Genomic DNA, 17,486 nt, shown 5'->3' on the forward strand with positions numbered 1-17,486 from the left:
GGCGGCCATGGTCGCCAACACCGTCATGGCTGTGCGTTGATGCGCCAGCCTGTTTATTGTCTACAGTTCAAAGACCTGGTCTTGCCGCGGCGCCCGGGCGTCCCAGCCGAATTCACGCTTGATGCGTATGCGAAGCGCGTCAGAGGATTCCGGCTCTCCGTGCACGACGAACACTTCTTTGGGCGCGGTCTTGAAGCCGGACAGCCAGCGTATCAGCTCATCGCTATCGGCATGGGCGGAGAGCTGTGACAGGTCGGCGATCTCCGCCTCGATCGCGATCCACTCGCCATGAATCTTCACCTCGCGCTTGCCGTTGAGCAGGGCGCGTCCGCGCGTGCCGGCGGCCTGGTAACCGGCGAACAGAATCGTATTGCGATGATCCCCGCCCAGGGCCTTGAGGTGATGCAGGACGCGCCCGCCGGTCACCATGCCGCTCGCAGAGATCACGACCTTGGGGTAGGGGCTCGCCGTGACGGCCTTCGACTGATCGACGCTGCGCGTGTACTCGGCGATGGCGCACATCTTCCGGCAACTGTCGCGGTCCAGGCGGTGATCGTCGATATGGGCGTGCAGCAGTCCAGTCGCGTCAATCGCCATCGGACTGTCGAGATAGATCGGAACCGATTTCAGACGCCCCGCCTGCTTCAGTCGCCATAGATAATACAGCAACAACTGAGCCCGCCCCACGGCGAAAGAGGGAATCAGTACGTTGCCGCCACGCTTTAGGGTGCGTTCGATGATCTCGCCCAGCTGCTCGATCGGGTCCCCCGGCGCGTGCAGGCGATCGCCATAGGTGGATTCAATCACGACATAGTCCGCGCGTTCCACGGGTTCTGGGTCGACCATCATGCCGTCGCCATAGCGCCCGAGATCCCCTGAGAACACGATGCGCCGACCGCCCCACTCAATGTCGGCCGTCGCGGCTCCGAGAATATGGCCCGCGCGGCGAAACCGCAGCTTTGCGCCGCCCGGCAGGGGCGTGACCTGGCCAAACTCTGTCGGGGTGAAGTGATCCAGCGATTGCTCGGCCTGCTCAAGATCATACAGCGGCAAGGCGCGCGAGTGTCGCGAGAAGCCTTTGCGGTTTGCGTATTCGGCGTCCTTCTCCTGAAGATAACCGGAATCACGCAAGATCAGTTCGGGGACGTCGCACGTGGCAGGTGTGGCGAAGACAGGCCCTTCAAAGCCGTCTGCGATCAGGCGCGGCAGATACCCGCAATGGTCCAGATGGGCGTGAGTGAGAACGACGGCGTCAATACTGGACGGATCAACGGGCAACGGGCCCCAGTTCAGCTCGCGCAAGTTCTTCAAGCCCTGAAACAGGCCGCAATCAATCAGGATCCGCCGCCCCTCATGGGTCAGCAAATGTTTGGAGCCGGTGACGGTTCCAGCGCCGCCAAGACAAGTCAGTGTCAGCATGCATCCTCTATAAGCTGTTTGAAATGCGGCTGGTAGGTGCTGAATTTCGCGGTGAGGCTTGAGGCGTCACCTGTCGCGGAAGCGCGGCCTATCCCACTCCTGTCCACGGCGGCGTCGGGTTTGCGCGTGATTTCCTTCAGGCGCTCTTGCGCGTGGGTGATCAGAAACTACGGTATGGCCATGAACCAAATAAGCGCCACTCGAAAACGAGCGCATACAGGGGGTATACATGGCGAATGATGCAAGCGGTGAAGCCGTTGGCGGCAGTGTAGGCGAAGCGGGTCGAAACTACGGTACGCCGCGGTATCGCTTTTATGTCCTGAACGCCTTGCTAGTGGTTTACATCCTGAACTTTGTGGACCGGGGCTTGCTGGCGGTCGCGGCGGCGCCGATCAAGGCGGACCTTGGGATTGACGACACCGGCTTCGGGCTGCTCACGGGCTTTGGCTTCGCCATGCTCTACACGCTGGCGGGCATCCCTATCGCCCGGCTGGCGGAGCGCAAGAACCGGGTGATCATCATTGCAGTCTCGGTGGCGTTCTGGTCGCTGATGACAGCGGTGTGCGGCCTGGCCATGGATGTGACGATTTTCGGTTTCGTCATCGGCGGGTTCTGGCTGCTCTTGCTGTTCCGCATCGGCGTCGGGCTGGGCGAGGCGGGCTGCACGCCGCCCGCCAACTCCTTGCTCGCCGATTATTACGCCCCTCAAAACCGCTCCTCGGCGCTGGGTTATTACGCCATGGGCGTGACGCTGGGGTCCATGCTGGCCAGCTTGATCGGCGGACCGGTCACAGATGCGTTCGGCTGGCGCGCCGCGTTCTTCATCCTCGGTGTGCCCGGCATCGCCATCGGCGCAGTGTTGTGGCTCACCATCAAGGAACCGCCGCGCGGCTATACCGATCCGCCCAACGCGCCGCGTCCTGAGAAAGCCGATTTCGGCGCGGCGATGAAAGAGCTATTGGCCAAGCCGTCCTACTGGACGATGACGGCCGGAGCGACGGTCGCTGCTTTCTGCGGCTATGGCATTTCAAGCTTTCTGACGCTGTACGTGGTGCGCAGCTTCGAGCTGACCACCGGGCAGGCGGCGGTGTATTTCAATACGCCCGCCGCGCTGGCCAGCGCCATTGGCACCTTCGCGCTGGGTTGGCTGGCGACGCGCCTTCAGAAGAAGAACGCCGCGGCCATCGCCTGGCTCGCTGCAGGCGGGCTGGCCTTGTCCGTGCCCTTCTATGTGGTCGCCTTCACGACGGAGATCGCCTGGCTGTGCGTGCTGACCCTGTCTCTGGGCGGCTTCATCAAATACGGCTATCTCGCCGCGCAATACACCATCGGTCAGGGCGTGGTGAGCACGCGGGTGCGCGCGACGGCCACGGCCATCTTGTTGTTCGTGGTGAATTTGCTGGGCTACGGCCTTGGCCCGCTGTTCGCCGGCGTGGTGAGTGACTTCTGGTTCGCCCGCATGCGCGTAGCGGCGGATCTGGGCTTTGCGGTGGATCGGGCGGCGTGCGACGCCGCGCAAACGGCCGCAAACGCCGCCCGGCTGGCCGGGGAGGCCGCCACGGGATCGTCAGACGCGCTTTATGCGTTCTGTGTCGAGGCGAACGCGGCGAGCACGGAGTATTCCATGGTCACCATCGCCCTGATCTATGTGGTCGCGGCCGGGTTCTTCGTGCTCTGCGCCCGCAAGCTCAAGCAGGATCTGGTGGCGTAAGGCGCGCGGGCGGCGCTAGTTGAATGCGCCGCCCGTTTCCGCGGTCTGACGCAGACGCGCGCTGATCTCAAAGCCCTCGGCCAGGCGATCGGCATGCCGCTCCAGGCCCTCGAGCACCGTCTTGGCCCCGATCTGGTCGGCCCAGAACATCGGACCGCCGCGATAGCTGGGCCAGCCATAGCCATACACCCAGACCACGTCGATGTCGGAGGCGCGCTGGGCGATCCCTTCTTCCAGGATTTTCGCGCCTTCATTCACCATCGGGTAAAGCAGGCGCTCAAGGATTTCCTGGTCTTCGACCTCGCGGCGGACATAACCCGCTTTTTCGGCGAGCTGCGCGATCACCTCTTCCACATGGGCGGAGGGAACGCCGCGGCGATTGGCGTCGTAATCATAGAAACCGGCCTGGGTTTTCTGTCCGCGCCGCCCTTCCTCGCATAGGATCTCGCGTACGGTGGAGGACGCAGTTGTTTCCGGATCCCAACCAATGTCGAGACCGGCCAGGTCCGCCATCTGGAAGGGGCCCATGGGCAGGCCGAACTCCACCAACACCCGGTCCACATCCCAGGGCTTGGCGCCTTCCAGGATCAGGCTGTTGGCCTCGGCCTGGCGCTGGGCGAGCATGCGATTCCCGATGAAGCCGTCACACACCCCTGAGACGACCGCGACCTTGCCGATCTTGCGCGACAGGTCCATGGCGGTCGCAAGCACGGAGTCAGAGGTTTTCGCGCCCCGGACAATTTCCAGCAGCTTCATGATGTTGGCGGGCGAGAAGAAATGCAGCCCCACCACCGACTCCGGGCGTTTGGTCGTGGCCGCAATGTCGTCCACATTGAGATAGCTCGTATTGGTGGCGAGGATCGCGCCCGGCTTCACGATGGAATCAAGGCGGCTGAAGACCTCTTTCTTGATCTTCATCAGCTCGAACACCGCCTCTATGACGAGATCGCAGTCCGATAGCGCCTCCATCTCCAGCGTCGGCGTCAGCAGGGCCATGGCCTGTTCGACCTGTTCACTGGACAGACGGCCTTTGGCGGCGCTCGCCTCATAATTTTTACGGATGGTCGCCACGCCGCGATCGAGCGCGTCCTGTTCGCGTTCCACCAGGGTCACCGGTATGCCGGCGGACAGGAAGTTCATGGTGATGCCGCCGCCCATGGTGCCGGCGCCGATGACGCCGACTGTTTTCACCGGGATGCGCGGGGTGTCTTTGGGCACGTCGTCGATCTTGGCGGCGGCGCGTTCGGCGAAGAACAGATGGCGCAGGGCGGCGGACTGGTCCCCGGTCATCAGCCGGGTGAACAGGGCGCGCTCTGTCTTCAGCCCTTCGTCCAGGGATGTTTCTGTCGCGGCCTTTACGGCCTCGATACAGGCCTGCGGCGCTTCAAGCCCCCGAAAGCGCCGGGCATTGGCTTTGGCGAACGCGTCAAATGCTTCCCGGTCAGTCGAAAGCTTGTCTGTGCGGGCGCCCGTCCGCGGGATCGGCTGGCCGACTTTCTCTTGCGCAAAGGCGATGGCGCTCTCGCGCAAGTCTTCCGGCGCGACCAGTCTGTCGACGAGCCCCAAGCCTTGGGCTTTTTCAGCGCTGATCGGATCGCCCTTGGCGATCATGCCGAGCGCCGCTTCGACGCCCACAAGGCGCGGCAGGCGCTGGGTGCCGCCAGCGCCGGGCAGAAGTCCCAGTTTCACTTCCGGCAGGCCGAGTTTCGATCCCGCAGCGGCGATGCGGTAGTGAGCGCCAAGCGCCACCTCCAGCCCGCCGCCAAGGGTCGTGCCGTGAAGCGCGGCGACCACGGGTTTGTCCAGCGCTTCGATCTGTTCGATCAGATCGGGCAGCGAGGGCGCTTGCGGCGGTTTGCCGAACTCTGTGATGTCCGCGCCGGCGTGGAAGGTGCGGCCGTCGCAGGCGATCACCACGGCTTTGATCGCCGGGTCGGTTCGCGCGGTCTCGATGGCGGTCATCAGGCCAGAGCGCACGGCGTGCGACAGGGCGTTCACGGGCGGGTTGTCGGAGACCACCACAAGGACGCCATGTGTGATGTGTGTGGTCACGCTCATCGTCGCTCTTCCTTCTGTCGGGCGCAGTGTCATACCCGATTTTCTATTGTCTTGTGTCGTGGGGTCAAGGCTTGCTCGCCACGAGGGCTTGATTGCCGGGCCTGCTGGGTTCGGATAACGTGGCAAAAAACAATACATACAATAAAACGGGAGGTGGATGATGGGCGGAAGCGCTTGGCCGGTTCTGTCGGTGAGTGAAGCGCGGAAGCGCTTGTGCGAGCCGGGGTCTCTTTTCGAATTTGAAGTGCGCGAGATCAATGGCGCGCCGGTGCGCGTGTGGAAGAACGGCCCGCAAACTCTGCCTGACCTGGTGCGTGCGGCCGTCAGTCATGGCGACCGCGAATTTCTGGTTCTGGGTGATGAGCGAGTGAGTTTCCGCGCGTTTTGCAATGCTGCGGCCCTGCTGGCTCAGACGTTGCGCGCGCGAGGCGTGACCAAGGGCGACCGCGTCGCGATCGCCATGCGCAATCTGCCCGAGTTTCCGGTCGCGTTTTTCGCCGCCGCCGCGGTCGGCGCCATTATCGTGCCCTTGAACGCCTGGTGGACGGCGGACGAGCTGGCCTATGCGCTAGATGATAGCGGCGCGCGAAGCTTGATCTGCGATGCGGAGCGTTGGGCAGTGCTCTCAGGCGCAAGCCTGTCTCTGGATGTTCTGGTGTGCAGCGCGGACGCCCCTGTCGATGCTGAGCGCCTTGAGGACGTGATCGGCGCGCCGAACGACTGGGCGGCGTTAGCTGATCAATCCCTGCCGGATGTGGACATCGCGGCGGATGATCCGGCGACCCTATTTTACACCTCAGGCACCACAGGCCGTCCGAAAGGCGCTCTGGGAACGCACCGCAGTTCCATGAGCAATGTGCTGGCCACCGCCTATGCCGGGGCGTTCGCGGCGCTGCGGCGGGGTGAGCCGGTTCCAGAGCCGCAACCGCGCGCCTCGCTCTTGCCGATCCCGCTCTTTCATGTGACCGCCTGCAATGCGCGCATGCTGTCGAGCCTTCATGTGGGCCACACAATGGTGCTGATGAACAAATGGGACCCGCTTGAGGCGCTTCAGATCATCGAGCGCGAAAAGATCGCTTACACAGGGGGCGTGCCCGCCATCGCCTGGAGCCTTCTTGAGCATCCTCAGCGGGGTGAATTTGACCTCTCCTCGCTTGAAGGCGTGGCCTATGGCGGCGCGCCGGCGGCGCCCGAGCTGGTGCGTCGGCTTCATGAGGATCTGGGCTGCGAGCCTGGCACGGGCTGGGGCATGACGGAGACCAGCGGCACCGTCACTCGGCATGACGGAGAAGATTATCTCAATCGTCCCGGCAGTTGTGGTCCGCCCGTAGCGGTCGCCGAGCTGAAGATCATGAGCCTGGACGGTGCGAATGAACTCGAGACCGGAGAGGTCGGCGAGCTCTGGGCGCGCGGGCCAATGGTGGTGACAGGGTATTGGAACAAGCCTGACGCCACGGCTGACACCTTTATCGACGGCTGGGTGCGGACGGGGGATGTCGCGCGTCTGGATGAGGACGGGTTCTGCTACATCGTCGACCGGTCCAAGGATGTGATCATCCGCGGCGGCGAGAATATTTACCCGGTCGAGGTGGAGAACCGCCTGTATGAGCATCCTGCCGTTGTGGATGCGGCGGTGGCGGCTATCCCGCACCAGATCTTGGGAGAGGAGCCAGCAGCGCTCATCACGCTGTCGTATGGCGCGTCAGTAGACGAGCCAACGCTTCAGGCTTTCGTGCGAGAGCGGCTCGCAGGGTTTAAAACGCCGGTGCTTATCCAGGTTCATGACGCGCCCTTGCCGCGCAACGCCAGCGGTAAAATCCTCAAGGCCGAGGTGCGCAAAATTTTGGCGGCTGAATCGGCCCGGCGAAGCCCCGCCTGAATGTGTTGGGGGCTTGGGCGGTGACGTTCAGCATGACGCGCTATAAGCTGGCGAAATGAACGAGATCGCTCCCCCAGCCGCCGCCAGCCGCTTTGATCGCAAGCGCGACCAGATTGTCTCGGCCGCGACCGAGCTGATGAACGAACTGGGCTTCAAGGGCATGACCCTGACCAAGGTGGCCCACGCCATCGATCTCAACACCACCAGCATCACCTATTACTTCAAGCGCAAGGATTTGCTGGCCGAGGCGATCCTGTCGGACGCAATCCAGCGCTATTCCGACATCGTTGAGCGCGCTGCGCTTGAGCGCGACCCTTATGACAAGCTGCATTGCATGGTCTGGTCGGTGTTGGAGTTGTTCGCGGCGATCCGCTCCGGCGATGCGCCGCCGGTGGCGAACCTCTCTCACATCCGCAGCCTGGAAGAGCCTCTACGTTCGCAACTGAGCGACAAATACATCGCCCTGTTTCGCCGGGTGCGCACTTTCTTTGATCGGGATGAACCCGCGCGCAAGACGCTCGCCACGGCGCAAACGCATGTGTTGCTGGAAAACCTGTTCTGGGCCCAGGCCTGGCTGCGGCGCTATTCGCTGGGGGATTTCGAACGCGTCGCCCATCGTTTCAGCGAAGTCCTCGCTTATGGGGTGTCAGCCAAGGGGCGTCGCTGGGATCCGGTTGCGCTGACGGTGGACCGCCCAGAGACCCTTGAAGGGCTGGGCGAGATGAATATCGCCTTTCTCAAATCCGCCGCCATCACCATAAATGAATGGGGGTATCGCGGCGCATCGGTGGACAAGATCGCCGCCGAGCTTTCCGTCACCAAGGGCAGCTTTTACCACCATCTGCAGAGCAAGGATGACCTGGTGCTGGCCTGTTTTGATCTGAGCTATGCGCGGGTGTCGCTGGCGCAGCGCGCGGCGGAGCGCGTCGAGGGCGACCACCACGCCAGGCTCTGCTCATCAGTGGCGTCCTTGCTCGACCTGCAGCTTTATGGCGAGTCTCCGTTGTTGCGCACCACGGCGCTATACGCCCTGCCGCCTGATGTGCGCGCAGGCGTCATCGAGCGATCCAACCGCATGGCCCGCCGGTATGCCGGGGTTTTGATCGACGGCATCACTGAAGGCTCCATCAAGGCGATAGATCCTTTGATCGCCGCCCAGATGGTCATGGCGACGCTCAACACCGCGTTTGAGATGCGCCGTTGGGCCGCCGACCAATCCCCGGATGTCGCCATCGAGACCTACGCCTCGATCATCACGCGCGGGATCGTCCAGGACCTCTGAAAATCAGACTGTTTGAGAGCCTGACGTGCGCTCACAGCCAAGCTGTGCGCGCCTCATGTTATATGGATATGGCAAACTCGTAGTTCAAACAGTATCGGCATAAACGCTGATTGCGGCGCCCTGTATGGGAATTTTGAACATACCGGTCATTCTATTTTTTTCTTGAACGCAATCATGGAAGCTGTAGCGTTTCCGTCATGAAGGCTTTTGGGGGAGCAATGCAGCCGGATCGCCGCACAGGGGCCGCCCTTCTCGATTGCTGGAGAAGGGGCCCAACCGGCGCGCGAAAGCGCTCAGCGGCCAGATAATCACGATAAAGCGCCGAAAAGGCGTGCGACGCCGTCAACAAGACGGCGAACAAGACCTCAACGAGGGTCGGGAGGAGAGATCATCATGCAGACCAAGGCGAAGCTTATGCTCAGCGCCATGTGGGCCCCGTTGGCTCTGACGGCGGCCGCAGCCGCGCAGGAGAACACGGACGCCGCACAGGCCGAAACTCGCAACGCAGACCGTATTGTCGTGACCGGGAGTTATATCCGCGGCCGCGGCGAGGACGGCGCGCTGCCGGTGGATGTGTTCGGGGCCCAGGAACTGGATAATCGCGGCATCGACAGTCCGCTTGAATTCATGAAGACATTGCCGTCCGTGGGACCGGTGATGGGCGATTCCAACCAGTATGCCGCCGGCACGGAGCAGGGGGTGGGCTCGATCAATCTTCGAAGCCTGGGACGCGAGCGCACGCTGGTCCTGTTCAATGGTCGCCGTACCATTTCAAGCCCCGGCACAGGGTCGACCGACACCAACCTCATTCCGTTCTTTGCGATCCAGCGCATTGAGGTGCTCAAGGACGGCGCGGCCTCCACCTATGGCTCTGACGCCATCGCGGGCGTGGCCAATTTCGTCACCTATGACGGGTTTGAGGGCGTCGAGGTGTCCGGCAGCTATAACTTCGTCGACGGCTCAGACGGTAACTATCAGGCGAGCGTGCTCGCGGGAGACCGCTTCGGCGCCGTAGACGTGATGGTGGGCGCAGGCTGGCAGCGCCGCAACGAATTGCCCAACACAGAGCCTGATTTCACGCAAGCCGACTACGCCGTGAACCCAACGGGATATTCCTTTCTGTCCAATCCGGGCACGTATTTGCCGATCATTCCGGGCTTCGGCGTGGTCGGGCTGGGCGTGGACGGCGCGCAACTGGACACATGCAACGCGATGGGCGGGTTTGACGGGGTGTTCCCGGTCTCGCCGACCACCGCCTATCCGGTGTGCCGGTATTCCTATGTCGACTTCACCAATCTGGTGGAGAAAGAGGACCGCTATCAGATCTATGGCCAGATCGACGTGGAGCTGGGGACGGCCACTTCTTTCCATGCCGAGGCGATCTATGCCGGCATGGAAATGATCAACTATGCCGGCTCGCCAAGTTATCCGCCTGTGCAAGGGCCTTTGGGGCCGGGCAGCGCCAACGCGTTCAGAGTTCCGGCCACGAATCCGGGCTATGCGACTTTCCTGTCGCAAACCTTCCCCGCGGGATCGCCCGCCTATCTGTCCTCGCTCTCCAACATCTTGTTCTTCCGGCCCTTTGCGCTGGGCGGCAATCCGCTGGATGAGCGTGGGGCTGGTCTGGGCTCGGCGGAAAACGAAGCCTGGCGTATTTCGGCTGGATTCGAGCATGATTTCTCGGAGAGCCTGAGGGCCGAGCTCTACGCCACCGCCATTCACTCCAACCGCAAGAACGCCGTGCGAGATTTCGTCGGCGATCGGTTGCAGCGGGCGCTCAACGGCTTGGGCGGGCCAGACTGCTCCGGGACGACGCCGGGCGCCAATGGCTGCCTGTACTTCAATCCCTTCATCAATTCCGCGCCGGGCCACCCCACGCTCGGCCTTGATAATCCCGCCTATGTGGCAGGCAATGAGAACGATCTCGATCTGATCAATTGGATGTATCAACCCAGCGGCACCGACCAGACCGAGGATCAGTTCATTCTGGATCTGATCTTCAGCGGGTATGACACGGTGTTCGGCCAGCAGGTGGACTACGCGTTCGGGGCCCAGTATCGCCGGACCGAATACGAATCCCTGCCGGCAAACGTCTTTAGCGATCCGGATGGTTATCCGTGCGCCGTCGAGGGCGTGAGGACCTGCCTGGATGATCCCAATGACAATGATCTGCCGATCGGTCCGTTCATCTTCCTGGGGCAGTACTCCACCGTGAATGTGGAGCAGGACGTCTACGCCCTGTTCGCCGAAGCCCTGATCGAGCCCTTTGACGGGTTCGAAGTGACCGGCGCCGTTCGGTACGAGGACTATGGCGATCCGGTAGGCTCCACCTTCAATCCCAAGCTCTCCGCACGCTGGCAGGTGACCGACCGCGTGGCGCTGCGCGCCTCTGTCGGCGACACCTTCCGCGCTCCGTTGCCGAGCGATCTTGAAGGCGACGGCCTGACTCTTGTGGAAGGCATTGACGCGGCGGGCGGCGCCTTCAAGGCCAACCAGATCGCGGGTAACCGCAATCTTTCACCTGAAACGGCGCTGACCTATAATTTCGGCGTTCTGTTTCAGGCGGGCGGCTTCAGCGCCAGCGTCGATTACTGGAATTATGATTTTGAGGGACGCTTCACGGAACTGCCGGTTCAGGCGATCGCCAGCGCAGTCGCGCCCGGCCCGGTGACGGACGGCACCCAGGCGGTCAATTGCGCCAGCCCGTTCGTCGAGTTCGTGGTGTTCGCCGGCGGAGTTTGCGACGCCAGCACCACCGCCAACGACATCTCCCGCATTCTCGTGCAGGTGGTGAACGGCCCGGACGTGACCACGAACGGGTTCGATTTCTCGCTGAACTATGACGGCGATTTCGGTCCGTACGCCTTTTCCGGCGGGCTGAACGCCACCTACACCGCAGAGTACGAGTTTGGCGAATTCGTCTATGAGGGCCTGACCTTTGACGGGGCGTATGATGCGGCCGGCTTTGCGAACTACAACCGCGCGCCGGGTACGGTCTCGCCCTGGCGGGCGAGCGGTTTCGCCAGCCTCAGCCGGGGTCGGTACAATGCGACCTACAGCGTGACCTATATCGACGGCGTGGAGGATAACCGCTGCCCGTCGAACGCGGCCTGTACGCAAACGCCGGAGTTTGGCGACACCAATTTCGCGCGGACAGTGGAGTCCTATACCCAGCACGACCTGACCGGATCGGTGGATCTGTCGGCGCTCGGGACGGATCTTCAATTGCAGGTCGGAGTGGAGAACATGTTCGACACCGATCCGCCTGCTGCGCGGCTGGAGTTGAGCTATGATCCCTATATCGGCAACCCGCTGGGACGGGTCTACCGGCTCGGCCTGACCGCGCGTTTCTAGCGCAAATCTGTAATCTCCCCTTGAGGCCGGGCGAGTCCCGGCCTCTTTTTTATTGACCCGACGCAACAGAAAGGCTCGCCATGGATCTCTTCGACCTCACAGGAAGGACCGCCATCATCACGGGGTCTTCTCGCGGCATTGGACGCGCGATCGCTGAACAGCTGGCCGCCCGGGGCGCGCGCGTGGTCATCTCAAGCCGCACTCAGGCAGACTGTGACGTGGTGGCGGACGCCATCAATGACGCCCATGGCGAGCAGCGCGCCATGGCGATGGCGGCGAGCATCTCATCCAAATCCGACCTTGAGGCCCTGTTCGCGCAGACCCGCAGCACATTCGGGCCGGTGGATATCCTGGTGTGTAACGCGGCGAGCAATCCGCATTACGGCTCCATGGATACGATCAGCGACGAGCAGTTTCGCAAGGTGCTGAACAACAACATTATTTCGAACCATTGGCTGATCCAGCTGGCTTTGCCCGACATGCGCGCGAAACAGGATGGGTCGATCATCGTCGTCTCGTCCATCGGCGGATTGCGCGGCTCTGAAACCATCGGCGCCTATAACATTTCCAAGGCGGCGGATTTCCAGCTGGTGCGCAATTACGCACTGGAGGCCGGACCTCATAATATCCGGGTGAACGCGATTGCTCCGGGGGTCGTGAAGACGGAGTTCGCCCGCGCGCTCTGGGAAGATCCTAAAGCCGAAGCGGCCGTGTCAAAGCGTACGCCCTTGCGGCGGCTTGGCGAGCCGGACGATATCGCCGGCGCTGCGGTCTATCTCGCAGGGCGCGCCGGGGGCTGGATGACCGGGCAGATGATGGTGATTGACGGCGGGGTGACCGCCGGCGTGCTCGTCTGAGCCGCCGACGGTCGTGCCGTCAGGAGGCGGCGAGCTTGAGGTAGCGCGCCATGTGCGCGTCTTCATCGCCGAGCACATGGTCGAGCATGATCAGACGCTTGGCGAAATGCGAAAGCGGCATTTCCCACGACATGCCAATGCCGCCATGCATCTGGATCGCTTCTTCCGCGGTGAGCGCGCCCACCTTGCCGATGGTGTATTTCGCCGCCGAGCCGAAGCGGTCACGCACCGCCGGCTCTTTGGCGAAGTATGCGGCCGCGTTGATGGCGGACGAACGCGCCTGCTCGATCTCAAGCGCGACGGTTGTCATGCGGTGCTTGAGCGCCTGAAACGCGCCGATCGGCACGCCGAACTGCTTGCGGGTGCCCAGATAGTCGATCGTGGCGTCGCGCAGGACTTCCATGATCGCAACCGCTTCCCAGACCGTGGCCACCAGGCCTATCGCGCAGGCCGCGTCGATGGCGTCTTGTGCGCCGCCCGCTTCGCCGATCAGGCGCGCAGGCGTGTCGTCGAGCGTCAGCTCGCCGGCTGCGCCGCCGTCAACAAGCCGATAGGACCGGCGCTTGAGGCCGTCCGCATCGGAGCCCACGAGGAAGGTGGAGGGGCCTGCATCGGTTTCGGCGGTCACAACAATCAGATCCGCCGCGCCCAGATAGTCAACCACGCCTTTCGCGCCGCTCAGTCGCCAGGTGTCGCCGTCCTGCGTCGCACGGACCGGGGCGACCACGCTTCCGTCGGCGTTTATGGCGGGCTCGTCGGCGAAGGTGAGGATGCGCGAGCCGGCTATGACGTCCGCCAAAACGTCCGCTTCACCTGCCGCTTCCAGCACCTTGCCTGCCATCAACGTCGCCAGGAACGGTCCGGTGGCGAGCGCCTTGCCGACTTCTGAAAACACGGCGCCGGCGTCAAACGCAGAGCCGCCATAGCCGCCCGCCTCTTCAGAGAACAGCATGCCCAGCACGCCCAGTTCCGTGAGGCCTGACCACATGTCGCGGCTGAAGCCGTCTTCGCCGTGAGCGGCCGCCTGACGCGCCTCCCAGTCCAGCGTGTCGGAGAAATACCGTGACAGTGAATCCGCCATCATGCGGCGGTCGTCACCCAAGGAAAAATCCATGTCCTAGAGCCCCATCATCGATTTGCCGATGATCTCGCGCTGCACCTCATTGGAGCCGCCGAAGATCGAAAGTTTGCGATTATTGAAGTATTGCGAAGCCACCGGCGCCGCCCAGTCAGGGCCTACCGGCTCGCCATTGAAGCCGCCTTCCAGCGCTTCCTCCATGAAAGGCTGCGCGTAACGGCCAGCGGCGCGGCGCATCAGGGCCGTGATTTTCTGACGGATTTCCGTGCCGCGAATTTTCAGCATGGAGGATTCCGCCATCGGCGTCTGGCCGCGACCCACGCTGTCCAGCACGCGCAGATTGGTGGTGCGCATGTTTTCCAGATCAATCTCGATCTCGGCCATGCGGGCGGCGAACAGCGGATCTTCGATCAAGGCGGCGGCGCCGCGACGGGTGGTCCGCGCGACCTCTTTCAGTCGCTCGAACGCGGCCATGGAAGATCCGACCCCGGCGATATTGGTGCGCTCATAGCTCAATAGGTATTTCGCGCAGGTCCAGCCCTTGTTCTCTTCGCCGACGAGATTCTCGACAGGAACCTTCACATCGGAGAACCAGACCTCGTTGACCTCGTGGTCGCCGTCCAGAAGCTTGATCGGGCGCACTTCCAGGCCGGGCGTGTCCATGTCGATCAGCAGGAAGGAGATGCCCTCTTGCTTCTTGCCTTCCTTGCTGGTGCGGACCAGGCAGAAAATCTTGTTCGCGTATTGAGCCAGCGTGGTCCAGGTCTTCTGCCCGTTGACGATGTAGAAATCGCCTTCGCGCACGGCGGAGGTCTTCAGGGAGGCGAGATCAGAGCCGGCGCCCGGCTCGGAATAGCCCTGACACCACCAATCGGTGCCGTCCAGAATGCGGGGCAGCCAGTGGTTTTTCTGCTCTTCGGTGCCGAACTTGTTCAACACCGGGCCGAGCATGGAGACGCCGAACGGCACGATGCGCGGGGCATGCGCCAGCGCGGTTTCGGTTTCGAAGATGAAACTTTGCACCACGCTCCAATTGGTGCCGCCGCGCTCTTCAGGCCAGTGCGGGGCCAGCCAGCCGCGATCATTGAGGATGGCGTGCCATTCCTCCATGTCCGCCTTGGTCAGGTGCTGACCCCGGCGCACCTTGTCAGACAGCCGCGCAGGCAGCTTGTCCTTGAGAAATGCGCGCACTTCCTCGCGGAAGGCTTCGTCTTTTTCGGTAAAATCGAGATCCATTAAGGTCTCCTCCCGCTATTATTGGTCGACCAGTTCAAACAGTCCGGCCGCTCCCATGCCGCCAGCCACACACATGGATACGACCACATATCGCACGCCGCGCCGACGTCCTTCCAGCAAGGCCGCGCCCACCAGGCGTGATCCGGTCATGCCGAACGGATGCCCGACGGCGATTGCGCCTCCGTTGACATTAAGCGTCTCGGGGTCAATTCCCAGCCGGTCACGGCAATAAACGATCTGACTGGCGAACGCTTCGTTGATTTCCCACAGCCCGATATCGCCGATTGTCAGCCCGGCACGGTCCAGAAGCTTGGGGATGGCGAAGACCGGCCCGATGCCCATTTCGTCAGGCGCGCAGCCTGCAGCCTGAAACCCGCGAAACACGCCCAGCACCTCGCGGCCTTCGGCCTTGGCCGTGTCGCGATCCATCAGGATTTGCGCCGCGGCGCCGTCAGAGAGCTGGCTGGCGTTGCCCGCTGTGACATATGCGCCCTCAGCAATGGTCTCGCCGCCGCTCCAAACCGGTTTCAGGGCCGAGAGCGCCTCATAGGTCGTGCCGGGACGCACGCCTTCATCGGCGGTCAATCGGACGGTTTCACGCCCGGTCTCGCCGCCATCCTTGGCGCGCACGATCTTTTCGGTCTCCAGCGCCACGATCTCCGCGTCCAGATGCCCCGCTTCGATGGCCGCCGCGGCGCGTTGCTGGCTCTCGGCGGCGTAGCGGTCTTGCGCTTCGCGGCTGATGTCATAGCGCTGAGCGACAATCTCGGCGGTCTCGATCATGGCCATATAGGCGTCAGGCGCGGCCTCCAGAACGCTGTCCGAGCGCCAGCTGGCGTCCGGCAGGCCCGGCAATCGGGTAGATGAGACAGACTCCACCCCGCCGGCGAGCATCGCGTCGGCGTCTCCGGACATGATTGAGCGCGCAGCGAACGCGATAGCGGTCAGACCTGAAGCGCATTTGCGGTCGATTGAAGTCGCAGGGAGGGTTTTCGGCAAACCGGCGGTGAACACGCTCATTCGCGCCAGATTGTAAAACTGCGGTCCGTACTGGTTGCCGACGCCGAAGATCACATCGTCGATCCGGTCAGGGTCAATCCCGGCCCGGTCCACCGCTGCGTTCATCACGTGGGCGGCGAGCCGGTCAGGCGCGGTAGCGTTGAAGGCGCCGCGATGGGCTTTGCCGATAGGCGTGCGGGCGGTGGAGACGATGACGGCTTCGCGCGCCATGGCGGGTCCTTTCAAGGGCGTCAGGGCAAGCCCCGTTTCGCCATACCAGTTTTTCTATTTTTTCGGGAGCCTTATGACGCAATCGCGCACAGGGCTCAATATGGCTCTCTTTATGGTCGACATTATCAATGCCATCAACCACACTCATGCATACTCAAATAACAAAAGTCCTGGGGAGGACCCGTATGAGAGCCAAGCTTCAACCTGTGATGAGAACGCTGGCGAGCGCTGTTGCGTTCGCCGCTCTGGGCGCCGCAGGTCCCGCCCTGGCGCAAGAGGGCTTCGCCGCCGCGCCTGATTATGATGACGGCGCGACCTGGCTGTGCCGGCCAGGCCGGGAGGATTCCTGCGCCATTGATCTGACCGCCGCAATCATCGCCACCGACGGATCCGTGGCGATCGAGACCCACCAAGCTGCGAGCGCACCGGCTGTCGACTGCTTTTACGTCTATCCGACCGTATCCCTCGATCCCGGCGCCAATAGCGATCTTGAGGCCGGCCCGGAAGAGCATGCGGTCGTAGCCGCCCAGTTCGCCCGCTTCAGCGAAGTCTGCCGACCGTTTGCGCCGCTTTATCGTCAGGTGACCATTCCCGCTTTGCGCGCCGCCATGGCCGGCGAGGGCGACACGATGGCCGCCGGCGTGCTGGCCTATGGCGATGTGCGCGAGGCCTGGCGGCATTACATGGCGCATGACAATGACGGGCGCGGCGTGATCCTGGTGGGTCACAGCCAGGGCGCACGCATGCTCAAAACCCTGATCGCGCAGGAAATCGAGACGGGACCGACCGTGGACCAGATCATCGGCGCCTATCTGATCGGCTATAACGTTCTGGTGCCGGAAGGCGAATCCGTGGGCGGGGACTTTTCCGTCATGCCGGTCTGCACCTCCGGCGACGAAGCCGGATGCGTCCTCTCTTACGTGACCTTCCGCGATGACGTCCCGCCGCCTGCAAACACGCGCTTTGGCCGCAGCGGGATGGACGGCATGGCGGTGGCCTGCGTCAACCCGGCGGCGCCGGGATCGACCGAGGCGACGCCGCTTGAAGCCTATCTGAGCAATCTGTCGGAGGCTTATGGCCAACAGGCTGATGAAGACGTCGCCATGATAGACGAGCGCTTCATGAAGCTTCCGGGTTTCCTGACCGCGCAATGCCTTGATCAGGATGGCGCCCAATACCTCTCCGTGACGGTGAACGCCGACCCGCAGGACCCGCGCACCGACGTGCTGGTCGGTGATGTGGTGGTCAATGGTCAGGTGCTGGAGGACTGGGGCCTGCACCTTGTGGACATGCATGTGGCCATGGGGGATCTGATCAACTTCGCCGCGCGTCAGATCGAGACCTACGAAGCGCGTTAGATCCAATCAGGGCGGGGCCGCGGT

General features: G+C 62.9%; 11 protein-coding genes. 6 read left to right on the plus strand and 5 right to left on the minus strand.

The annotated features are described in order from the left end of the window. Positions 1 to 60 precede the first annotated feature (60 nt). Positions 61 to 1,419 carry an MBL fold metallo-hydrolase RNA specificity domain-containing protein gene (locus G405_RS0108220; RefSeq protein WP_022701038.1) on the minus strand — a complete coding sequence of 453 codons (1,359 nt, stop codon included), beginning with the start codon at positions 1,417 to 1,419 and terminating at the stop codon, positions 61 to 63. Positions 1,420 to 1,648: 229 nt separating this feature from the next. Here G405_RS0108220 and G405_RS0108225 point away from each other — a divergent pair, with 229 nt between their 5' ends. Continuing rightward, entirely contained in the window at positions 1,649 to 3,130 is a 1,482-nt protein-coding gene (locus G405_RS0108225; protein WP_022701039.1) for a spinster family MFS transporter, read from the plus strand. Positions 3,131 to 3,145: 15 nt separating this feature from the next. Here the strand turns inward: G405_RS0108225 and G405_RS0108230 are convergent, their stop codons facing one another. Next, complete coding sequence (locus G405_RS0108230; protein WP_022701040.1) at positions 3,146 to 5,188, minus strand: 3-hydroxyacyl-CoA dehydrogenase NAD-binding domain-containing protein; 2,043 nt, start codon at positions 5,186 to 5,188, stop codon at positions 3,146 to 3,148. Positions 5,189 to 5,348: 160 nt separating this feature from the next. On the opposite strand from G405_RS0108230, the gene G405_RS0108235 reads away from it, so the two are divergent. The 4 genes from G405_RS0108235 to G405_RS0108250 all read left to right on the plus strand — a co-directional run bounded on the left by G405_RS0108235 (position 5,349) and on the right by G405_RS0108250 (position 12,560). Next, positions 5,349 to 7,067: a class I adenylate-forming enzyme family protein gene (locus G405_RS0108235; RefSeq protein WP_028284651.1), complete on the plus strand. Its 1,719-nt coding sequence runs from the start codon at positions 5,349 to 5,351 to the stop codon at positions 7,065 to 7,067. 55 nt (positions 7,068 to 7,122) lie between these two features. Beyond that, positions 7,123 to 8,349 carry a TetR/AcrR family transcriptional regulator gene (locus G405_RS0108240; RefSeq protein ID WP_022701042.1) on the plus strand — a complete coding sequence of 409 codons (1,227 nt, stop codon included), beginning with the start codon at positions 7,123 to 7,125 and terminating at the stop codon, positions 8,347 to 8,349. 393 nt (positions 8,350 to 8,742) lie between these two features. Then, positions 8,743 to 11,703 carry a TonB-dependent receptor domain-containing protein gene (locus G405_RS0108245; RefSeq protein WP_022701043.1) on the plus strand — a complete coding sequence of 987 codons (2,961 nt, stop codon included), beginning with the start codon at positions 8,743 to 8,745 and terminating at the stop codon, positions 11,701 to 11,703. Positions 11,704 to 11,783: 80 nt separating this feature from the next. Continuing rightward, on the plus strand, positions 11,784 to 12,560 hold the full coding sequence (locus tag G405_RS0108250) for an SDR family NAD(P)-dependent oxidoreductase (protein WP_022701044.1): 777 nt from the start codon (positions 11,784 to 11,786) through the stop codon (positions 12,558 to 12,560). A gap of 19 nt (positions 12,561 to 12,579) precedes the next feature. On the opposite strand, the gene G405_RS0108255 is transcribed toward G405_RS0108250, so the two are convergent. From G405_RS0108255 to G405_RS0108265, 3 genes are read right to left on the minus strand one after another with little or no spacing between them, the layout of a single operon-like run. Beyond that, positions 12,580 to 13,674 carry an acyl-CoA dehydrogenase family protein gene (locus tag G405_RS0108255; protein ID WP_022701045.1) on the minus strand — a complete coding sequence of 365 codons (1,095 nt, stop codon included), beginning with the start codon at positions 13,672 to 13,674 and terminating at the stop codon, positions 12,580 to 12,582. Positions 13,675 to 13,677: 3 nt separating this feature from the next. Then, entirely contained in the window at positions 13,678 to 14,874 is a 1,197-nt protein-coding gene (locus G405_RS0108260; RefSeq protein ID WP_022701046.1) for an acyl-CoA dehydrogenase family protein, read from the minus strand. Positions 14,875 to 14,892: 18 nt separating this feature from the next. Next, positions 14,893 to 16,104 (minus strand): thiolase family protein, encoded by a 1,212-nt coding sequence (locus tag G405_RS0108265; RefSeq protein WP_022701047.1) that lies wholly within the window; start codon positions 16,102 to 16,104, stop codon positions 14,893 to 14,895. Between the two features lie 185 nt (positions 16,105 to 16,289). Between G405_RS0108265 and G405_RS15455 the strand changes: the two genes are divergently transcribed. Continuing rightward, a complete protein-coding gene (locus G405_RS15455) occupies positions 16,290 to 17,462 on the plus strand; it encodes a DUF3089 domain-containing protein (protein ID WP_233346011.1) in 1,173 nt (390 codons plus the stop codon). Positions 17,463 to 17,486: the final 24 nt, after the last annotated feature.

This window comes from Oceanicaulis alexandrii DSM 11625, assembly GCF_000420265.1.
Taxonomy (GTDB): Bacteria; Pseudomonadota; Alphaproteobacteria; order Caulobacterales; family Maricaulaceae; genus Oceanicaulis; species Oceanicaulis alexandrii.

Coding starts and splice junctions, on each gene's coding strand:
- G405_RS0108255 (WP_022701045.1), bottom strand. CDS start 13,674: ATGGATTTTTCCTTGGGTGACGACCGCCGCATGATGGCGGATTCACTG.
- G405_RS0108225 (WP_022701039.1), top strand. CDS start 1,649: ATGGCGAATGATGCAAGCGGTGAAGCCGTTGGCGGCAGTGTAGGCGAA.
- G405_RS0108235 (WP_028284651.1), top strand. CDS start 5,349: ATGGGCGGAAGCGCTTGGCCGGTTCTGTCGGTGAGTGAAGCGCGGAAG.
- G405_RS0108250 (WP_022701044.1), top strand. CDS start 11,784: ATGGATCTCTTCGACCTCACAGGAAGGACCGCCATCATCACGGGGTCT.
- G405_RS0108230 (WP_022701040.1), bottom strand. CDS start 5,188: ATGAGCGTGACCACACACATCACACATGGCGTCCTTGTGGTGGTCTCC.
- G405_RS15455 (WP_233346011.1), top strand. CDS start 16,290: ATGAGAGCCAAGCTTCAACCTGTGATGAGAACGCTGGCGAGCGCTGTT.
- G405_RS0108265 (WP_022701047.1), bottom strand. CDS start 16,104: ATGGCGCGCGAAGCCGTCATCGTCTCCACCGCCCGCACGCCTATCGGC.
- G405_RS0108220 (WP_022701038.1), bottom strand. CDS start 1,419: ATGCTGACACTGACTTGTCTTGGCGGCGCTGGAACCGTCACCGGCTCC.
- G405_RS0108245 (WP_022701043.1), top strand. CDS start 8,743: ATGCAGACCAAGGCGAAGCTTATGCTCAGCGCCATGTGGGCCCCGTTG.
- G405_RS0108240 (WP_022701042.1), top strand. CDS start 7,123: ATGAACGAGATCGCTCCCCCAGCCGCCGCCAGCCGCTTTGATCGCAAG.
- G405_RS0108260 (WP_022701046.1), bottom strand. CDS start 14,874: ATGGATCTCGATTTTACCGAAAAAGACGAAGCCTTCCGCGAGGAAGTG.